The organism is Citrobacter pasteurii (assembly GCF_019047765.1).
Classification (GTDB): Bacteria; Pseudomonadota; Gammaproteobacteria; order Enterobacterales; family Enterobacteriaceae; genus Citrobacter; species Citrobacter pasteurii.
Genome location: NZ_CP077262.1, coordinates 730,421 through 749,476, shown reverse-complemented (window position 1 = coordinate 749,476; position 19,056 = coordinate 730,421). Strand labels below are relative to the sequence as shown.

Below are 19,056 nucleotides of genomic sequence, written 5' to 3'. Positions count from 1 at the left end.
GTGGTTCCGTAGACGGACAGGTCGCCCTGCTCCGTCTGGAGAAAAGTTATGCCAGACAATCAGTTTCCTCGTGCAAATCTCAATGCCGTTTCGTACCTGAGCTATTACTTTGTTGGCGCACTGGTGTCGACACTGGGGATTGTGCTTGGGCCACTTTGTGCCGCTTTTCATAAAGACCCCAGCTTTATCGGGCAGGTCTTTACTCTGATGAACATCGGAATGTTTGTGCCCATTATGCTTGGCGGCATTCTGATGAAAAAATGGGGGCTGAAAAAACCATTAGTTATTGCTGCAACGCTCACCGTGATTATCAGCGCAGTACTTTTTATCCAACCAACCTTAACGTTGTTTAGCATTGCAGTGGCCGGAATTGGTGCCTGCGGGGGCGTGTTTATGACCATCGGCAGTTATCTGGTGGTCCGTATTAATCCCGATGAAAAGAGCCGCTCTTCCAGTCTGATTTTTACCGATTTCTTTTTCAGCTTTGCCGGAGCAACCCTTTCTTTACTGTTAACCTGGATGTTTAAACTGGGTGCCAGTTGGATTGCGATGTATGGGATTATGGGCGGTCTGGGCGCGCTGATGTTGGCACTTACCCTGCGTTGTCGCTTCCCATCGACAGAGGCTGCGCAGCCGCAGCAACACGAGAAAACGGAAGAGTCAGAACCTTGGGGGATCTCTGTCTATTTGATCTGTTTTACTCTCTTTGCTTTCCTGCTGGCTGAACCCATTTTTACCATGTGGACACCGGGCTACCTGCAATCGCGTTTTACACTTCAGGCGCAGGATGCCGCGCTATTCACTACTGTGTATTGGGTGACGAAAGCCATTGGCCTGTTCCTGAATCGATTCACCGTGAAGTGGATGAAACTGCGCACTTTCCTGCTGATCTGCGCAAGTATTGGTCTGCTCTCCATTGCGCTGATTGCCAACAGCAACAATACCACGCTGATTCTGATAGCGTGCAGTGTGTTTGGTTTCTTTAACTCCGGTTTATTCTCCGGCCTGATGAGCTATGGTTCACTGCAGGTGAGTCGCAGTTCACCAACCTTGATCTCCGCCTTGTTGACGTGCGGCACAGTAGGCACGCTACTGTTTGCCAGCGTCTCCTCCATGGTAAACAACCACTTTGGCCTGCAGGGGGCGGTGAATACGTCAACTGTTGCCTATTGTGTGTTACTGCTGACGCTGGTTATCGCTGTCACCTGCAGCCAGGCCGAGCGTCTCGCCCGCCCGCCATCCGCTGCGGTTTGACAAGCTTTGGGGAGGACGGCATGATGCCGTTTCTCTCCCTCTCTTACGCGTAACCAGCATGATTGATCTCCAGGCCAATAGCCGAATTCGTCTTCGAACATTGCGTTATTTTCAGGTTCTCGCTGACGAGCTGCACTTTGGCCGGGCTGCGGCCCGGTTAAACATCTCTCAACCACCGTTGAGTATGCAGATTAAAGAACTGGAAGAGATCCTTGAAACGACGCTATTTGAGCGTACCAGCCGTAAAGTGGTTCTCACGCGAGCCGGGCTGGTATTGAAAACGGAAGTCGATCGTATCCTGAGTACCACCGATCAATCCCTCAATTATGTGCGACAGATTGGCCGTAGCGAACATCAGCATTTCAACATTGGGATAGTCGGTAGCGCACTGTGGGGGACGCTGCTTACACGTCTAAAGGATTTTAAGAAGCAACAGCCGTACGTAAACTGGAGCTTGCAGGAGCTTTCCCAACATCAGCAAATTGAAGCCTTGCATGCCCGGACGATTGATATTGCGATTAGCCGGAACGTACTGCCCCAATCCGAGACGAATATTCGTAGCCAATTGATTTCCCGCGAAGCGGTTGCTCTCGCCGTACCTGAACACGATCCTCTCTGCCAACACCAAAGCGTCTCACTGGCGATGCTCGCTGAACGCCCCATCATTTCGCTTTCATTCAATCAAAGCAATTTCGCCCGTCAGATACATGACCGCTGTGTTGAGGTAGGATTTTATCCTCTGATTACCCACCAGGTTAACGAACCGCAAACAGCGCTGGCGCTGGTTAGCGCAGGAATTGGTCTCTCTTTGCTGCCAGAAACCTGCGGATTGATCCACTGGCCTGGCGTTCGTTTCTTACCGTTGAATGACCCTATTCCAGCCGATCTTTATGCCTACTGGTACGACGAACCGCTTTCCACATTAATGAACGCGTTTATCATGGCATTACAGGGGCGGTAAAACTGAAACCGGAAGAGATATCCTCTTCCGGTTAGATGATTTATGAATTGCTGGTCAGCGCATGCTGGTACTTGTGCAACATTCCCGTGAGTCGTTTCACTGGCTCCGTCACCTGAGGCGGGGCTTCCCAGAGCGTTAATTTTTCCTGGTAGATATCAAGCTCCTCCAGCAACTGACTAAAGTAGCGTCGGCGTTTGTCATCATTGACTGCAGAAATAACATGATCGGCGGTACGGCGAAGCTGGCGATGAAACGCCGATAAATCGTCGTTTACCGGTACAGGCGCATCACGTAAACGCTGGTGAGCAATAATCATCGTCAGTGCCAGGCGGAACTTTGCCAGATCGCCGGGGAATTTGTTCATCAGTAAAAACAGCTGCTGATACAACGCCGGAAGGTGGTTTTCTTTACGGCGCACAACATTAGTGGTCATTGCAGAGACCGCTGCCGACACAAACTGGTTAAGCAACACGCGACCTGTTCTGTCACGCGAGTTATCCCGCACCAGCAGAATAACGATAAACGCCAATACGCAGCCGACAATCTGCCCCAGTGCACTGTCGAGGAACTGACTAAAGTGGAAGGTCATCGGGTTATCAAGCACGATGATGTTAATGGTGCTCGCCAGCGCCCCCATTGAGCCCAGACGCCGCTTCTGCACCTCAATACCCAGAAAGAATCCCAGCACCGCCAGACTCAGACACAGCAACAACATGCTTTGCTGGGTATTGGGGATAATCACCAGAAAATAGAGCGCCCCCAACGGTAATGCTGCCAGCGTGCCATAGATAAAGTCGATGGCCACCATGCGGGGGTTAGGCAAACGCATGGCCAGCGATGTGACGACCGCTATCATAACCATCGCGCCGCTACCTGATGTCCAGCCGGTCCACAACCAGAATAAGGTTCCCAGCACACAGGACAGCGTAGTACGCCAGAAGTTGACCAGCGCATGGTGACGTTCGGCGGATTCCACCTTCACCACCGGCTCGCCTTGCAGGATCTCTTCTTCGATAGCGCTAATTTTGGTATTGCTGACCACTCCGCGTTTCAACAGCAGGTAGCGCGTCGCCGCGCCGGCCCAGCTATAGATCGTCACTGGCGTATCACGCTCACCGGTCCAGACAATCACACGGCGCATCCGCTTCAATTGTTTATGTACGTCCTGCACCGTTTCAACCGGCGTATCAAACAACTCGCGGAAGGTATCGGTAATCAGTTCTGGTCGGGTGTTCTGAATAAGATAGGTTTCGCAGGATTGCGTGATGAGCGTAAGCGACAGCGTGTTCAACGCTTTGAGTCTACGATTGGCGCGCACCCAGCGTGAGGATTCCATGTTCAGGTTGCTGCGCATACCTTCAAGCGCTGCCGTACGACGAACTAAAGCGCCCCAGGCCTTGTCCACCTCTTCGCTATCACCATGCTTTATACACAGTTGCATAAGCTGATATTGCGCCACCAGAAGACTGTCTAACTCGACATCTATCTCCTGTTTCACTGAACGGGGCGAAAAGAGCAGGTCGGCGATGATAGCGCAGACAATCCCCATCACAATCTCGCTGCAGCGTTCGAGCGCAAATTGTGGCGTCAGTAGAGGCTCCGCCTGAATAGTAATGACGATAATCAACGCCGTGTAACCCGAAAGCCCCCAGGCATAGGAGTTTTCGATCTTTACCAGTGAAGAGATCCAGGTACAAAAACCGGCCCAGATACAACACACCAGGATCATCAATAGCGGCGCACGGATCATACTGATAATAATGATCAGCGCGGCAATACAACCAATAAATGTCCCGACAATACGCAGCATACCGCGGTAGCGGATAGCGCCTGAATAAGGTTCTCCGCCAGCGGCAAAGGCTGGACCTGCCGCCACAATGGCTGCGGTAAGTACCGCCCAACGAGGGGTCTCAAGCTGAAAGTGAAAGCCAACGAACAGCGCCAGTACAATCGCGCAGGCCAGCTTTACCGCAAAGCGGATATGCTGATTGGCAATGGAGAAAATGCCCATCACAATTAACCAAACTCGCGCAGACGGTGCGCCATTTTACGGAAGAACGACTCCTGGCTGGCATCGCGATCCTGCTTGCCGGTAATGACGACGGTCGCCGTCGTCCCGGCAGGCCACAAGGTTCCCTGCTGCTCATCAAGACGAATACGCACCGGCACGCGCTGCGCCAGACGCACCCATTCAAGATTGGAGTCAATGGTTGCCATACCTTTCGCATCCCGCGTGCTGCTGGCATTCGTTACGCCAGCCGCCACGCTATCGACGGTGCCTTTCAACACATTATTACTGCCAAGCGGGGTGATTTCAGCGCGATACCCAGGGCGGACGCCTTCCAGTTTGGTTTCTTCCATATACGCCAGCACATAGAAAGAATGCTGTTTGACCAACGCCACCGCCGTGGAGCCGCGCGTGATAAATTCGCCGCTATAGACGTTCAGGTTAGTCACCCAGCCGTCTGCCGGCGCGCGGATAACGGTACGTTCCAGATCTAATTTCGCCAGGTCGCGGGTCGCTTGTGCTTTCGCAAGCTGGTGTAATACGGTTTGCAGGACGTTGTTTGATTGGTCGATCTCCTCACGAGACATAGCCTGCACGCCCAGTCGGTTACGACGACCAGCCTCCTGGCGTTTTTCCTGCGCCAGTACCTGATAATAGGCCACGTCAGCTTCGGCCTGCTCGAGGGCTTTCTTATAGCGTGGCTGGTCGATGGTGAACAGGATCTGATCCTTTTTCACCAGTTGGTTATCATGGATGTTAACGTTGGTAATAAGGCCCGCAACATCCGGCGCAATGGCAACAACATCGGCGCTGAAACGCGCATCACGCGTCCACGGCGACTCGGTGTAGAACACCCATGCGCGGAAAATAGCGATGAAGGCCAGAATGACCAGTATCACGGTAATGGCCGTGCGGGAGAGTTTTCTTGTTAGTGTTTTCACTTCAACCTCAAACGAACAGGCGCGTTATTAAATAGAACAGACAGCAATACAGCGCGGTGTTAAACAGAGCCGGATGCCAGACAAAATCATAGATGCCCGTCGGAACAAGCACCCGGCGCACCAGCCAGAAAATCGCCAGTGACAAAAGTAATTCGAAAAAAATCGGTGGGAAGGACAGACCAAACACCACGATAACGGGAAACAGACTCATGTTGACCTTGGTAACGTAAGAGAGTGCAGATGATAGATTTTCTAGCGTATGTCACCGCAGAGAAGGGCAAGGATGAGCCAGGCGAGAGCGACATAGCCGTTATTTGAATAATAATATATTAACGTAACTGTTATGCTGTTATCTATATTATGTGATCTAAATCACTTTTAAGCCAGAGTGAACAATGGAACGATTAAAACGTATGTCGGTGTTCGCCAAAGTTGTCGAACTGGGCTCCTTCACCGCCGCCGCAAGACAGCTACAAATGAGCGTTTCATCGATAAGCCAGACGGTCTCAAAACTGGAAGATGAGCTACAGGTCAAGCTGCTAAACCGCAGCACACGTAGCATTGGGCTAACTGAAGCCGGTAAAATTTATTATCAGGGCTGCCGCCGGATGCTGCACGAAGCGCAGGATGTCCACGAGCAGCTATATGCCTTTAACAACACGCCCATCGGCACCCTGCGCATTGGCTGTTCTTCAACCATGGCACAAAATGTCCTCGCCGGATTGACCGCCACAATGCTGAAAGAGTACCCCGGCCTGACGGTCAATCTGGTCACCGGTATCCCGGCGCCTGATTTAATCGCCGATGGTCTGGACGTGGTTATCCGCGTCGGCGCATTGCAAGACTCCAGCCTGTTTTCACGTCGTCTGGGCGCCATGCCGATGGTGGTCTGCGCGGCAAAAAGTTATCTCGCCCAGTTTGGCGTTCCAGAGAAACCCGCCGATCTCAGCAACCACTCGTGGCTGGAATACAGCGTGCGTCCGGATAATGAATTCGAGCTTATCGCACCGGAAGGCATTTCGACTCGGCTGATCCCAGAGGGTCGTTTTGTGACCAACGATCCGATGACGCTGGTGCGCTGGCTGGCGGCAGGCGCGGGCATTGCCTATGTACCGCTGATGTGGGTGATCAACGAGATCAACCGCGGCGAAGTGGAGATCCTGCTCCCCCGTTACCAGTCAGATCCACGTCCGGTGTATGCGTTGTACACCGAAAAGGATAAGCTACCGCTCAAAGTGCAGGTGGTGATTAACTATCTGACCGATTATTTTGTTGATGTGGCGCAGCTGTTTCAGGGAATGTACGGTCGGGGAAAAGAGAAATAAAAAGAGTCCAGGCCGGATAAGGCGTTGACGCCGCATCCGGCAAGATGCCCGATGGCACTGGTGCTTATCGGGCATACATCATGATGTTATGCGGTGCCACCCACGGTCAGGTTATCCACCTTCAGCGTCGGCTGGCCCACGCCCACCGGCAGGCTCTGCCCTTCTTTACCGCACACGCCCACCCCGTTATCCAGTTTCAGGTCGTTACCCACCATCGAAATCTGCTGCATCGCTTCGATACCGGAGCCAATCAGCGTTGCGCCTTTCACCGGTTTGGTCACTTTACCGTTTTCAATCAGATACGCTTCGGAGGTAGAGAACACGAATTTCCCGGAGGTGATATCCACCTGGCCGCCGCCGAAGTTAGGCGCATAAATACCGTATTCAACGGATTCGATGATTTCCTGCGGCGTAGATTTCCCCGACAGCATATAGGTGTTGGTCATACGTGGCATCGGCAGGTGCGCGTAAGATTCACGGCGACCGTTACCCGTTGGCGCCACCCCCATCAAACGTGCATTCAGTTTGTCCTGCATGTAGCCTTTCAGAATACCGTTTTCGATCAGCACGTTGTACTGACCCGGTGTGCCTTCATCATCAATAGCCACAGAACCACGACGATCCGCCATTGTGCCGTCATCAACGATGGTGCACAGCTCTGACGCCACCAGCTCACCCATGTGACCGCTGAATACCGACGTGCCACGGCGGTTAAAGTCACCTTCCAGACCATGACCGACCGCTTCATGCAGCAGAACGCCAGGCCATCCAGCACCGAGTACCACCGGCAGCGTACCCGCTGGCGCCGCTACCGCAGAGAGATTAACCAACGCCATACGTACGGCCTCTTTCGCCCATGCATCAGCACGGACTTCGCCATCGAGATCGGCAAGGAAATAGTCATAGCCAAAACGACCGCCGCCACCGCTGGCGCCGCGCTCGCGCTTACCGTCCTCTTCCACCTGTACGCTTACGGACAAACGCACCAGCGGACGGACGTCAGCGGCCAGCGTACCGTCGGTCGCCGCCACCAGAATCAGTTCATAAACACCGGTCAGACTGGCGGTCACTTCCTGAACGCGCTTGTCGGCAGCACGCGCCACGTTATCTACGCGGCGCAGAATATCCAGCTTCTCTTCACGGCTCATGCTCTGCAGGGGATCAACTGAGGTATAAAGCGCCTGATGCTCCACCGCCCCCAGCGTTTTTACCTTGCCGTCACCGTTGTCACGCACGATAGTACGGGCAGCATGAGCGCTTTGCTCCAGCGCCAGCAGGCTAATCTGGTCTGCATAGGCAAACCCTGTTTTTTCGCCGCTGATGGCGCGCACGCCAACACCTTGATCGATATTGTAAGAACCATCTTTAATGATGCGGTCTTCTAAAACCCAGGATTCGTGATAGCTCGACTGAAAATAGAGATCGCCGTAATCAAGACGGCGTTCGGCCAGTTGGCCCAGGATGGCAAACAGATCCTGATGTTTCAGGCCATTCGCCGCTAGCAATTGTTCACTTACCAGGTTCAGACTCATCGTTTTTGCTACTCATTAGTTACTGTTGTAGGCCTGATAAGACGCGCCAGCGTCGCCATCAGGCGCTTCAATGCCCGGATGGCGGCGTAAATGCCTTATCCGGCCTACGGACTGCGGTAGAAGTTCTATGTTGAGATTGGGGCAATTACTCGCCCCCGTCAAATCATTGCTGGCTTTCTTTGCGCGGCTGGCGCAGAACTTCGTTAATCTGTGGCTTATCGACCGGACCGGTAATGCGATAGCGCAGAATTGAAACTTTGCTCCACAGCGGCCCCAGAACTTTACTGGCGGCAAATACCGCCGCGCCAACAATCGGGTTGACGGCAAACGCCGCGGCCACCCCAACGGTGGCAGAAATTTCAGGAGCGACAACGGCTTCCATATCCAGTTCGCGACGCACCAGATTCACCGAACCTTTCATGGCGATATCAGCTTCGAGGCCATCCACCAGCGTATCATCAGTGTGCATCACACCGTCTTTGATCCATGCCGTACTGCGGATAGAGTCAAAGTAAAAACCTTCGCTGAACGTATCGCTAAAATCAAAGCGCAGTTTACGCAATAGCGCATCAAAGCTCAGCAGACGTAACAGTTGCCCCGCATGTCCGGTGCTAAGTTCAGTCAATTCACCTTTGCCTAAACGGGTGCGCAAAATGCCATTCAGTGAAGCTTCATCCGGATCCCAGGGCGGATTACGCCAGTGCAGATCGTACTCGACATTAAAGGAAGAGTTACGAATCGGGGTAGATACGCCAAAGAAACCCGCGGCTGAATCAATCTTGTTGCCATTCAGCTTTCCTTTCAGTGATGTACGCTCCTTGCCCGGCGCGTTCACCCACACGCCATCGGTGGTCAGTCTGGCAAAGCCTGTATCCAACAAACCGTTACTCAGCGTTAGCGTGTCGCCTTTAATCGCGACATCGGCATCAATACGCCCATATTTTTGCCCCCACATCCAGCACTCTTCGCAGCGTATCTGCGCATCCGGCCAGCCACGGAAACTGACGTTATTGATAGCAGAGAACGGCGAGGCTGGCGTTGTATTTGGTGATGACGTTGCAGCGCTCGGGTTGTAATACAGGTACTTGATATTGGCAAGCCACGGCGCATTATTGCGCATAGCCAATGTGGCGTTAATCTCACGCCCCTGCGCCCGTACGCTGGTACCATTAAGCCCAGGTTCAGACACAATGCTCAGGTTATTCCACTGCTGTCCGCCCAATGATAAAGAAGGCGTGCGCACCGCAATACGCTGCGGGAAGTTCGCATTACTTCCGACATTATCCGCCGCGCCTTTCTGGAACAATGCCAGCCATTGCGCACCATCCATGGGCGGAAGATTAAGTTCGATGCCTTGCTGATCGGGTAACGCGGGCACGGTACGGCTTTCCGACGTCCAGATTGCGCGGTCAAGCGTCAGTTTCTGATTCAGCAACCAGCGGCTGTTAAAGTGATTCTTACTGCCCGCGTTGCCGGTCAGATCAAAACTGCGCAGATTGCCGCTGGCCTTAACGTTCACCGGTAACGCCTCGCCGGGTGCCTTATTCAGCGGTGAAGGTAAGTGACTGCTTACATTTTTCAGGTCGCCTTTCAGCTCAATGTTGTAGGTCGCTCCGGCATGATGTGGCAGGTCAATGCCAACCTTACCGTTCCACGCCATACTGCCGCTTAAGGCCTCACTCACCTGTGCGGGGAGTATCCCCATGCGAGTTGGCTGCCAGTCGCCGTTCAGATTCACAGCAACCTGGTAAGCCTTTGCACCCTCGGTCGTGGAAAAGTCGACGTTCAGCGGCTGATTAAACCAGTTCGCCGTCATCGGCTCGCTCTTGAGATCGCCGTTGATAAAGCTGAATTTACCGTTCAAATTCTTCAGCGTGCTGTCGAGCGGCTTGATAAACAGACTGTTATTACGCAGGTTCACATCGCCTTTGGCCGTAACCAGCGAACCATCTAACGGGATATCAAGATGTAAGCGAGCACTCACATCACCGTCAATTTGCAACTGCTCCAGCGTGGCACCAAGCGACTCTTTCAGCGGTGTTTCGTCGAAATAAGGCCCAACCGCTTTGCCCGGCCCGTTGATGTCGGCATCAATCAGCAGTTTTTCTTTTGCGTAGTCAGGGATATTTGCCGTCAGGTTTGTGGCTTTTACCCCCCCCAGATTGACGCTATCCGTCTTCATCCACAGGCCATCGTTAATGAAGTTCAGTTCAATATTGAGGTCAGTCAGTGCGGGCCAGTCCGGCTGGAAGGCAAATTTTGCATTACGCAGCGGCACCAGCACCTGGAACTGACCTTCGTTATGCAAATACGGGAACAGATGTGGGTTACCGCCATAAACCAGTGTTGCGTTATCCGTCTCACCGCCCTGAATTGCCCCACTGAGGTAATCAACCAGCTCTTTTCCCATCAGGTTTTCCGGGAAATAGCGCCAGGCCTGGGAGCCATCGTGAGTGCTAATCCCCGCCAGAATCCCCAGCCACGGTTCATCACCTGTTGGTTGCAGATAACGAAAACCGCCACGCGCATGTACCGCTTTCGCTTTAACGTCAATATTGCGCCCGTCTAGCTGAAAGCCATTTTCATTCTTCAGCCAACTGAGCGTTGCCACGCCATCTTCTATCTCCAGCGGGGCACGAAAGACGGTTTCATACGGCATTTTTGCCTGCTTCATGGAGGCCGTTAATGCGCCATTTTCCACGCTGCCAGACAATGTACCGGAGAAATGTTCTGCCCCCGGCAGCAGCTTCCACTGTTTCCAGGCCAGATCGGTCCACGAGGACTGGAAACGGGTTTTTTCGGTCGCCTGTAACGGGATATCCAACGCCAGCACGTTTATCTTGCCGCTCGGTTGCGTGGCCCGCCAGATATCACCCAATGCCGGAGATAATTTAGCGGCCATCGGACGTAGCCCCTCTAACCCGGCTAACTCCAGGTTACTGGCGCGAATACGTAATTCGTCGCTGCGCTTGTTATTAGCGCCCCCTACTTCCTGCTCAGGGAACCAGGCCAGCGTTAATGCCCCGCTCGGCCAGGGTTTGTCATCCATCGTGATGCGCGTATCCGGGATTGCGAACAACCAACCGGAGTGCTCACGGCTGATATGCGCAGTCAGGTTATCGACGGACAGCGTGTGGATGTTGCTCTCCCCCTTCCAGCTTGCGCCGCCCTTTTTCAACCAGACATCGCCACCTGAGATTTCGCCTTTGCTGAGCGTCATCCAGCCTTCCAGGCTAAAGCGCGCGGTTTGCAGCGCAACATTGTCCTGCATCCATTTCCCCAACCACGGCTTAACGTCGATGTCGTCAGCCTGCAGCCAGACTCGGCCATTATTCAGCAGGCCGTCATCATCACGCAGATCCATACGCACCTGCATAACACCGTGCTGGCCGGTCAGGCTGGAGAGGCTGACCTGGCCTTCAGCACGATGCCGGTTTTTACCGTTCAACCAGGTTAGCTGAGGGATCGCCAGTTCCGCGCGCTGGCCTGACAGGGTCAAAAAACTGACCTGGCTGTCGCGAAGATCAAAATGGTCAAACTGGCGCAGGAACAGATCGCTGATGTGGCTGGTTTCAATCCCGTCGCCGCTATCGCCGCGTTGGATCGGCGTATTGGTGCGCAACTGCAGTTGCCAGAAGGTGAGATCGCGAAACTGCCAGCGCATGTGCAGCAAACTTTGCCAGACATCCAGCGCCAGCGTGACACGCTTTACCGAGAATTCGCCACCGTCTTTCAGCTGTGCATGAATATCGCGTGCTTCGAGCGTAGGGCCAAAATTTTGCCAGTTAGCAGAAAGCTGGCTGGCGGAAACGGGAATACCGGTGGCAGATTCGATCTTACCCAGAATGGTCGGACGCCAGCTATCGAGATGCGGCAGAGCAAGGCGCAGCCCACTGACCAGCAGCGCTGCGACGACAACGAATGCGGCTCCAGTGAGCAGTAAAATCCCCGGCAATCGCCTCACGCGCCTCTCCTTGTCTGCCAAAAAATGTGACTCACACCCCTTGAGTGAATATTGCCGGATAGCGGCGCTTATGCCTTATCCGGCCTACATGCGCGGGTGCCACTACACGATTTACATCATTACCACGTCAAACTGCTCCTGGTTATAGAGCGGTTCGACTTGTACTTTGACCTGTTTGCCGACAAAGATTTCCACTTCCGCCAGCGCATGCGATTCTTCACTCTTCAGGGCTTCAGCCACCGCAGGAGAGGCATAAACCAGGAAACGATCGGATTCATATGCATGGTGAACGCGCACAATTTCACGCATGATTTCATAGCACACGGTTTCCACCGTTTTCACCGTGCCACGTCCGTGGCAGGTTGGGCACTCGTTACACAGCACATGCTCCACGCTTTCGCGCGTGCGTTTGCGCGTCATCTCTACCAGACCCAGCTGTGAAAAACCGTTGATACTGGTTTTTACGCGATCCTTGCTCAGCGCCTGCTCCAGAGAGTGCAGCACCCGGCGGCGGTGGTCTTCATTATTCATGTCGATAAAATCGATAATAATAATGCCGCCGAGGTTACGCAGACGCAGCTGACGGGCAATGGCCTGCGTTGCTTCAATATTAGTATTAAAGATAGTGTCGTCGAGATTACGATGCCCAACAAACGCGCCGGTATTGATGTCGACGGTGGTCATCGCTTCGGTTTGGTCGATGATCAGATAGCCGCCGGACTTCAGCTCAACTTTACGTTCGAGCGCGCGCTGGATTTCATTCTCAACGTCAAAGAGATCAAAAATAGGCTGGCGTCCGCTGTAATGTTCCAGTTTGCTGGTCATCTCAGGGATGTATTCCGCCGTAAATTCCAGCAACGCTTCATAGGTCAGGCGGGAATCGACGCGAATTCGGTCTAACTGAGCATCGGCAAAATCACGCAGAACGCGCTGCGCCAGCGCCAGTTCACCATACATCTGGTAGCGCGTTTGCGGGCGCTTCTTACGCTCCATGACCTTCGTCCAGACACGCTTCAGGTAAGCAGCATCAGAGGCAAGGTCTTCTTCACATACGCCTTCAGCCGCCGTGCGAATGATAAATCCGCCCTGCTCGTCGCAGTAATCCGCCACCACTTTCTTCAGTCGCTCGCGTTCAGTTTCGCTCTCGATTCGCTGAGAAACCCCCACGTGCGAGGCGCCAGGCATAAAAACAAGATAACGGGAAGGAAGCGTGATATCCGTCGTCAGGCGTGCGCCCTTCGTGCCCAGAGGATCTTTCACCACCTGTACCATCAGGTCTTGCCCCTGACGCACCAGTTCGGAGATATCGCGCACAGTGAACTGTTTTTGTTCTTCACCCGCTACGCATTCGGTATGCGGCATGATGTCTGATGCGTGGAGAAATGCGGCTTTATCCAGCCCAATATCTACAAAAGCCGCCTGCATACCCGGAAGTACACGACTTACACGACCTTTGTAGATATTGCCTACGATTCCGCGTCGCGCCTCACGTTCAATATGAATTTCCTGCAGAATACCGCCATCAATGTACGCCACCCGCGTTTCCGATGGCGTTACGTTTACCAACAATTCAGCCGTCATGTTTATCCCTTTTCTCACGCAGTGCGTTAAAATTGCTCAGCAACTCATACGTTTCTACCAGCGGTAAGCCGACTACGGCGTGATAGCTGCCATTGATCTTCCTGACAAAACAGCCACCCAACCCTTGAATACCGTATGCACCTGCTTTATCCATAGGCTCACCGCTGGCAACATAACCCGCGATGTCCTCATCTGTTAGTGCTCTGAATGTCACTTCCGTCACCACCAGACAGTCCAGGCTGTGCTGGCGATCGGCTAATGCGACAGCCGTCATGACCTGATGCGTTTTACCTGACAGTTTGTGCAGCATCGCTGCTGCATGGTCGGCATCATGTGGTTTTTCCAGCACTTCGCCATTAAGGATCACAATGGTATCCGCTCCCAGCACAGGTAAATCGCGCTCAGCCAGTGCTACGCCCGCTTGCGCTTTTTCACGCGCCAGACGAACAACATACTGCTGGGCGCTTTCCTGCGGGTGCCGCTGTTCTTCAATTCCAGGAACCACCCGTTCAAACGTAACACCAAGCTGAGCGAGCAACTCCTGACGACGTGGAGAACCTGAAGCAAGATACAGAGTATTCATATCAACCTTTATTGCACCGCAAACTGCTGGCGGACTTTACGCATCAGTAAGAATAGCCATGGCCAAAGCACACCATTTACTACACTACTCCAGAACACTTCAGGTCTGAAAGAGACGTTGATCACTAAAAACTCGGCCCAGAAAACAATAATATCCACGACCAGTGACAACAACATAACTACCAGCGCCTGCTGCCAGAGCGCGAGGTTACGGAAGAGCTGAAATTTCAGTGCGACCAGATAAGCAATGATACTCATCGACAATGCCCGCACACCAAGCGTAGAGCCGCTAATGAGATCCAGTATGGCACCCACGATAAATCCTGTGCCCACATTTACGCGATGCGGCAGCGCCAGGATCCAGTACAGCAGAATGAGCAGCACCCAGTTCGGCCGGAAAACGAGGATCTCGTCCGGCCAGGGCATGACTTGCAGCAGAAATGCAATTAGGAACGAGAGCCAAATGACCCAACGTCCCTGGTGACGGATGCTTGCCACTTACTGCCCTCCCGGCTTACGCGGAGCAGGTTGTGACGGCGTGGTTGTTGCAGGAACCGGCGTTACACCTGTCGCCGGAGCAGGAACTGGCGCAGGAGGCCCCATGGCATCCGGTGCCGGCAGGACTTGCGGCATCATTTGCATCAGACGTTCATTAGCTACACGGTGCACTTCTTCCGGCGTCATCGGGTTAGCGCCATTGCGATCGGCCCCCCACAGCAGCAGCAGATAACGTAAACGCTGTAAACCCGCCGTCGGACGCGCCTGAATCACGGTGTATGCGCGCTGGGTATCCAGCTTCACAGAGGAAACGACACCGACGGGATAGCCTTCAGGGAAACGCCCACCCAGACCGGAGGTCACCAGCACATCGCCAACGCGAATGTCAGTATTAGCCGGCAGGTGTTCAAGCTGAAGATCGTCCGTGCAACCGTTACCGGCAGCGATCACGCGAATATCGTTACGCAATACCTGGATTGGCAGCGCATGCGTCGCGTCACAAATCAGCAGTACGCGGCTGGTCAGTTTAGCCACCGCAACGACCTGGCCCACTACGCCTTTATCGCTGATGACCGGCTGACCTTCATAAACGCCGTTAACACTCCCTTTGTCGATCACAACCTGATCGCTGTAAGGATCGTTAACCGTTGAGATGACCTGCGTCACCATTTTTTGTTCGTCCTGGCGCAGCGGCGATCCCAGCAGCTCACGCAAACGCGCATTCTCCTGTTTATATTGCCCCAGCATCAGCAGTTCACTGTTTTTCAGCAGCAGTTCCTGACGCAACGCCCGGTTTTCAAGTTCGAGTTGGTCACGAGAAGCCAGCGTTTGCGACACGCCGTCGAGTAATTCACGGGGACCATTAGAGATAAAGTAGAAAGGACTGACGGCGGTATCCATATACGTTCGGATTTGACTAAACGTACCCAGGCGGCTGTCGGCAATAATAACGCCGAGCGCCACCAGCACCGCCAGAATAAGGCGAATCTGTAGCGACGGGCCACGGCTAAAAATTGGCTTCATAGTCTATGCGTATTCTCGCATCAGAGCGGAAGAGCAACCCATGGCTACCCTTCCTGCATCCGATTACTCTTCGCTGAACAAGTCGCCGCCGTGCATATCGATCATTTCCAGTGCTTTACCGCCACCGCGAGCCACACAGGTCAGCGGATCTTCGGCAACAACAACTGGAATACCGGTCTCTTCCATTAACAGACGATCAAGGTTACGCAGCAGCGCACCACCGCCGGTGAGGACCATACCGCGTTCTGAGATGTCAGACGCCAGCTCTGGCGGGCACTGTTCCAGTGCAACCATCACCGCGCTTACGATACCGGTCAGGGGTTCCTGCAGCGCTTCCAGGATCTCGTTAGAGTTCAGGGTAAAGCCACGTGGAACACCTTCTGCCAGGTTACGACCGCGAACTTCAATCTCGCGTACTTCGTCGCCAGGATAAGCAGAACCGATTTCGTGCTTAATACGTTCCGCGGTAGCTTCACCGATCAGCGAGCCGTAGTTACGGCGAACATAATTAATGATGGCTTCGCCGAAGCGGTCACCACCAATACGCACGGAGGAGGAGTAAACTACGCCGTTCAGAGAGATAACGGCGACTTCTGTGGTACCACCACCGATATCGACAACCATTGAGCCGGTTGCTTCAGAAACTGGCAGACCCGCACCGATCGCTGCCGCCATCGGCTCTTCGATCAGGAACACTTCACGAGCACCTGCGCCCTGAGCGGATTCACGGATGGCACGGCGTTCAACCTGAGTTGCTCCAACCGGTACACACACCAGTACGCGCGGGCTTGGGCGCATGAAGCTGTTGCTGTGCACTTGTTTGATAAAGTGCTGGAGCATTTTTTCAGTCACGAAGAAGTCAGCGATAACGCCATCTTTCATTGGGCGAATTGCAGCGATATTGCCCGGCGTACGACCCAGCATCTGCTTCGCATCATGACCTACTGCAGCCACGCTTTTCGGCGAACCGGCACGATCCTGACGAATGGCCACAACGGAAGGCTCATTCAATACGATGCCTTGTCCTTTTACATAAATAAGGGTATTCGCGGTACCCAGGTCAATGGACAGGTCATTGGAAAACATGCCACGAAATTTTTTCAACATACTAAGGGATAATCCTGAAAGCTGGGGCGGAAAACAAAATCCGCTTACTTTACCAACCACACGCAGCAGCGACAAGGCGCAAAAATCATCTGCTACGGTGAAAATTAGTGCAGTTCGTTTCCTTTGTTACAAAACCGGCCTGAGTCCATCAGGGCTGAAAAACTCAGCAGCAGTCCTCGCTTTTGTTTGCAACCTGTCAAAGGTCATTCACCTGCATGTTTGCTGTTACAACCTGGCGAGCAGACAAGCACACCCCCAGAAGGCACAGCGCGCGTTATTCTACGTGAAAACAAATTAAACGGCAGGTTAAACCGAGTATCTTTGCGAATATTTTTTCACGTTTGTGTCAAGTGGCTGTGATGCGGCAAAAAAATCACCCTGCCCACCCGCGACTCCACGTTCGGTCAGGGTATGCCACTCGCTGCGCGAACGAACGCCCGTGGCATAAACCTGCGTTGGCGTTCCGGTACACGTCTCTACCAGGCTCTGAACCAGCAACTGATTTTCCGTTCGCTTATCAATGTTTCTCACCAGACTGGGATGAAGCTTCAACAATTCGACATTCAGCTCTTTGATCCAGCTGGTACTCACCAACGTTAAACCGGCCTGCGTAACGGCGATACGTACGCCAAGCGCATCCATCAATCGGATAACCGGTTGTAACCGGCTGATGTGTTGACAAACATCCGCCTCAGCAAGTTCAATAATTATGCGTTTACGTAGCGATTTTTCGCACTGCATCAGCGTATCTCGCAGCCAACGCTGAAAACGTGGGCGAATGAGCGATTCAACCGTCGTCTGCATCGCCAGATTTTCCTGCGGCCAGTAACCCAAAAGCAGGATGAGACGGCTTAACTGCAGACGGTCATACTCTTCCGCCAGACCAAATTGCAGCACCATCGGCATATATTCCGCCGAGATGACCTCTTCGCTGCCATCGAAAATACGGCACATAAGCTCGCGATGGTGCACCCGCCCTTCACGCGTTACGGCAGGTTTTTGATAAATTCGCGGTCCGCCCCGACTGAGCATCTGCTCAATCAGCGTTCGCCAGCGCACATTGCCCCGGCCTTTTTCCGGCAGAGAGTCGTCATACACCGACCAACTGTTCCCGCCTTGTAATACTGAATTCCGGGTGGCCGCTTCGGCGTGATCCATAACTTGTTCAGTAGATTGACCGCTACGACAGACACAAATGCCAATATGAACCATATCGGCACGATCGATCATTTTATTAGCCGGAAGTGCATCCACCGCCTTTAAGAGTTGCCCGGCAATGCTTTCCGCTTCTTTTAACGTACGGTGTGGCAGCAGGATGGCAAAATCACTTCGGTGGTAACGCGCTAACAGTGCGCCTGGATAGCGCATCATAAAGGTGGACAACAAATTGATAAGCGTTGAAATTTGTTCTTCCGCCTGGGTAATGCCCCAGCTCTCGCGTAGCAGCGTAAAGTCCGGCAGACGAACCATCATCACCACACCATGCGAGCCGACTTTTTCCTGATCCTCCAGCAGCGTCGCCAGTTGGTTATCAAAGAACAAGCGGTTGCTCAGCCCCGTTTTTGTATCCTGCGCGACATAGGAGCGAATTAGCGTATCCAGGCGGCTGCGTTGTTCGCGAGCATTTTGAATTTCGGTCAGTAGCATGTCGAGCGCACTACTGGTACGCGCTGGCCACTCATAGACCGTTCCCCGCACATTTGGCCCGCGTTCACCGTTGAGGATCCGCGTTGAACGAATCTCCAGTAATTCCTGTCCGGACAGTTGACGTTGAAGCCAGCGTACCGACAAAAACAGCATCAGGATAATAAAGCCTATCGATAGCGTAAGCGGTGCCGTGGTCATCAACGAATGGAAATAGTTGCCCATCGGATCCTGGTAAACCATACGCAGCGACATCCCCGGATGCTTGACCAATGGCACGGTGAGATCGCGATAAAGGTTATTCGTCCCCGCCGGGCGGTAGCTGCTGGTTCGGGAATGGCTATAAACAACGCGGTCACCCTGAAGCAATTCAATACGGACGATATCAACCGAAATCATTAATTCATCAATTTGCGGCGTTAAGGACACGACATCCCTGGTGACCAGATGGGTATCGATCGCCGTCGCGACGGCATGGACGCGAGTGGTGAACTTATATTGAATAGCGTTATAGAAACTCAGCGAGCAACCTATCAGCGTCACGAAAATCGTTAACCCGGTAAGCAGCGTAACAAAGGCTGAAAATTTCGTCGTTAATCGCATCCTTGTGTTAACTCCGACAGTGATGAATCAGGT

Annotated in this window: 14 protein-coding genes; 3 read left to right on the top strand and 11 right to left on the bottom strand. The window is 53.3% G+C overall.

The features are described from left to right. Nucleotides 1-48 precede the first annotated feature (48 nt). Both tsgA and I6L54_RS03685 read left to right on the top strand, forming a co-directional pair. Entirely contained in the window at nucleotides 49-1,254 is a 1,206-nt protein-coding gene (gene tsgA, locus I6L54_RS03690) for an MFS transporter TsgA (RefSeq protein WP_040234164.1), read from the top strand. Between the two features lie 58 nt (nucleotides 1,255-1,312). Next, a complete protein-coding gene (locus I6L54_RS03685) occupies nucleotides 1,313-2,215 on the top strand; it encodes a LysR family transcriptional regulator (RefSeq protein WP_005121362.1) in 903 nt (300 codons plus the stop codon). 40 nt (nucleotides 2,216-2,255) lie between these two features. On the opposite strand, the gene aaeB is transcribed toward I6L54_RS03685, so the two are convergent. From aaeB to aaeX, 3 genes are read right to left on the bottom strand one after another with little or no spacing between them, the layout of a single operon-like run. Then, nucleotides 2,256-4,226 carry a p-hydroxybenzoic acid efflux pump subunit AaeB gene (gene aaeB / locus I6L54_RS03680; protein WP_005121363.1) on the bottom strand — a complete coding sequence of 657 codons (1,971 nt, stop codon included), beginning with the start codon at nucleotides 4,224-4,226 and terminating at the stop codon, nucleotides 2,256-2,258. Nucleotides 4,227-4,231: 5 nt separating this feature from the next. Further along, complete coding sequence (aaeA, locus tag I6L54_RS03675) at nucleotides 4,232-5,164, bottom strand: p-hydroxybenzoic acid efflux pump subunit AaeA (RefSeq protein ID WP_003025174.1); 933 nt, start codon at nucleotides 5,162-5,164, stop codon at nucleotides 4,232-4,234. A gap of 7 nt (nucleotides 5,165-5,171) precedes the next feature. Further along, nucleotides 5,172-5,375, bottom strand: coding sequence for a p-hydroxybenzoic acid efflux pump operon protein AaeX (aaeX, locus tag I6L54_RS03670; RefSeq protein ID WP_003025177.1), 204 nt, complete (start codon nucleotides 5,373-5,375; stop codon nucleotides 5,172-5,174). Nucleotides 5,376-5,559: 184 nt separating this feature from the next. On the opposite strand from aaeX, the gene aaeR reads away from it, so the two are divergent. Then, nucleotides 5,560-6,489: an HTH-type transcriptional activator AaeR gene (gene aaeR / locus I6L54_RS03665; protein ID WP_005121365.1), complete on the top strand. Its 930-nt coding sequence runs from the start codon at nucleotides 5,560-5,562 to the stop codon at nucleotides 6,487-6,489. An 86-nt stretch (nucleotides 6,490-6,575) separates the two neighbouring features. Here aaeR and tldD read toward each other — a convergent pair whose 3' ends face one another. The 8 genes from tldD to csrD all read right to left on the bottom strand — a co-directional run bounded on the left by tldD (nucleotide 6,576) and on the right by csrD (nucleotide 19,023). Beyond that, nucleotides 6,576-8,021, bottom strand: a complete 1,446-nt coding sequence (gene tldD / locus I6L54_RS03660) for a metalloprotease TldD (RefSeq protein ID WP_005121366.1) — start codon at nucleotides 8,019-8,021, stop codon at nucleotides 6,576-6,578. 163 nt (nucleotides 8,022-8,184) lie between these two features. After that, nucleotides 8,185-11,985, bottom strand: coding sequence for an AsmA2 domain-containing protein YhdP (gene yhdP, locus I6L54_RS03655; protein ID WP_040234166.1), 3,801 nt, complete (start codon nucleotides 11,983-11,985; stop codon nucleotides 8,185-8,187). A gap of 111 nt (nucleotides 11,986-12,096) precedes the next feature. Continuing rightward, nucleotides 12,097-13,566 (bottom strand): ribonuclease G, encoded by a 1,470-nt coding sequence (rng, locus tag I6L54_RS03650; RefSeq protein WP_005121368.1) that lies wholly within the window; start codon nucleotides 13,564-13,566, stop codon nucleotides 12,097-12,099. Continuing rightward, the gene (locus I6L54_RS03645; RefSeq protein ID WP_005121369.1) at nucleotides 13,556-14,149 is read right to left on the bottom strand and encodes a Maf family protein; all 594 of its coding nucleotides are present in this window, start codon (nucleotides 14,147-14,149) and stop codon (nucleotides 13,556-13,558) included. The genes rng and I6L54_RS03645 overlap by 11 nt, the downstream gene beginning before the upstream one ends. Nucleotides 14,150-14,157: 8 nt before the next feature. Further along, nucleotides 14,158-14,646 carry a rod shape-determining protein MreD gene (gene mreD / locus I6L54_RS03640; RefSeq protein ID WP_040234168.1) on the bottom strand — a complete coding sequence of 163 codons (489 nt, stop codon included), beginning with the start codon at nucleotides 14,644-14,646 and terminating at the stop codon, nucleotides 14,158-14,160. Beyond that, complete coding sequence (mreC, locus tag I6L54_RS03635; protein WP_040234170.1) at nucleotides 14,647-15,669, bottom strand: rod shape-determining protein MreC; 1,023 nt, start codon at nucleotides 15,667-15,669, stop codon at nucleotides 14,647-14,649. It abuts the gene before it with no gap. A 63-nt stretch (nucleotides 15,670-15,732) separates the two neighbouring features. Further along, entirely contained in the window at nucleotides 15,733-16,776 is a 1,044-nt protein-coding gene (gene mreB / locus I6L54_RS03630; RefSeq protein ID WP_040234171.1) for a rod shape-determining protein MreB, read from the bottom strand. 306 nt (nucleotides 16,777-17,082) lie between these two features. After that, nucleotides 17,083-19,023 (bottom strand): RNase E specificity factor CsrD, encoded by a 1,941-nt coding sequence (gene csrD, locus I6L54_RS03625; protein ID WP_005121373.1) that lies wholly within the window; start codon nucleotides 19,021-19,023, stop codon nucleotides 17,083-17,085. Nucleotides 19,024-19,056 lie beyond the last annotated feature (33 nt).

Bases quoted from the DNA above. Each gene is read 5' to 3' on its own strand.
- aaeX (WP_003025177.1), bottom strand. From the start codon at position 5,375: ATGAGTCTGTTTCCCGTTATCGTGGTGTTTGGTCTGTCCTTCCCACCG.
- aaeB (WP_005121363.1), bottom strand. From the start codon at position 4,226: ATGGGCATTTTCTCCATTGCCAATCAGCATATCCGCTTTGCGGTAAAG.
- aaeR (WP_005121365.1), top strand. From the start codon at position 5,560: ATGGAACGATTAAAACGTATGTCGGTGTTCGCCAAAGTTGTCGAACTG.
- mreB (WP_040234171.1), bottom strand. From the start codon at position 16,776: ATGTTGAAAAAATTTCGTGGCATGTTTTCCAATGACCTGTCCATTGAC.
- rng (WP_005121368.1), bottom strand. From the start codon at position 13,566: ATGACGGCTGAATTGTTGGTAAACGTAACGCCATCGGAAACGCGGGTG.
- I6L54_RS03645 (WP_005121369.1), bottom strand. From the start codon at position 14,149: ATGAATACTCTGTATCTTGCTTCAGGTTCTCCACGTCGTCAGGAGTTG.
- mreC (WP_040234170.1), bottom strand. From the start codon at position 15,669: ATGAAGCCAATTTTTAGCCGTGGCCCGTCGCTACAGATTCGCCTTATT.
- tsgA (WP_040234164.1), top strand. From the start codon at position 49: ATGCCAGACAATCAGTTTCCTCGTGCAAATCTCAATGCCGTTTCGTAC.
- I6L54_RS03685 (WP_005121362.1), top strand. From the start codon at position 1,313: ATGATTGATCTCCAGGCCAATAGCCGAATTCGTCTTCGAACATTGCGT.
- tldD (WP_005121366.1), bottom strand. From the start codon at position 8,021: ATGAGTCTGAACCTGGTAAGTGAACAATTGCTAGCGGCGAATGGCCTG.
- csrD (WP_005121373.1), bottom strand. From the start codon at position 19,023: ATGCGATTAACGACGAAATTTTCAGCCTTTGTTACGCTGCTTACCGGG.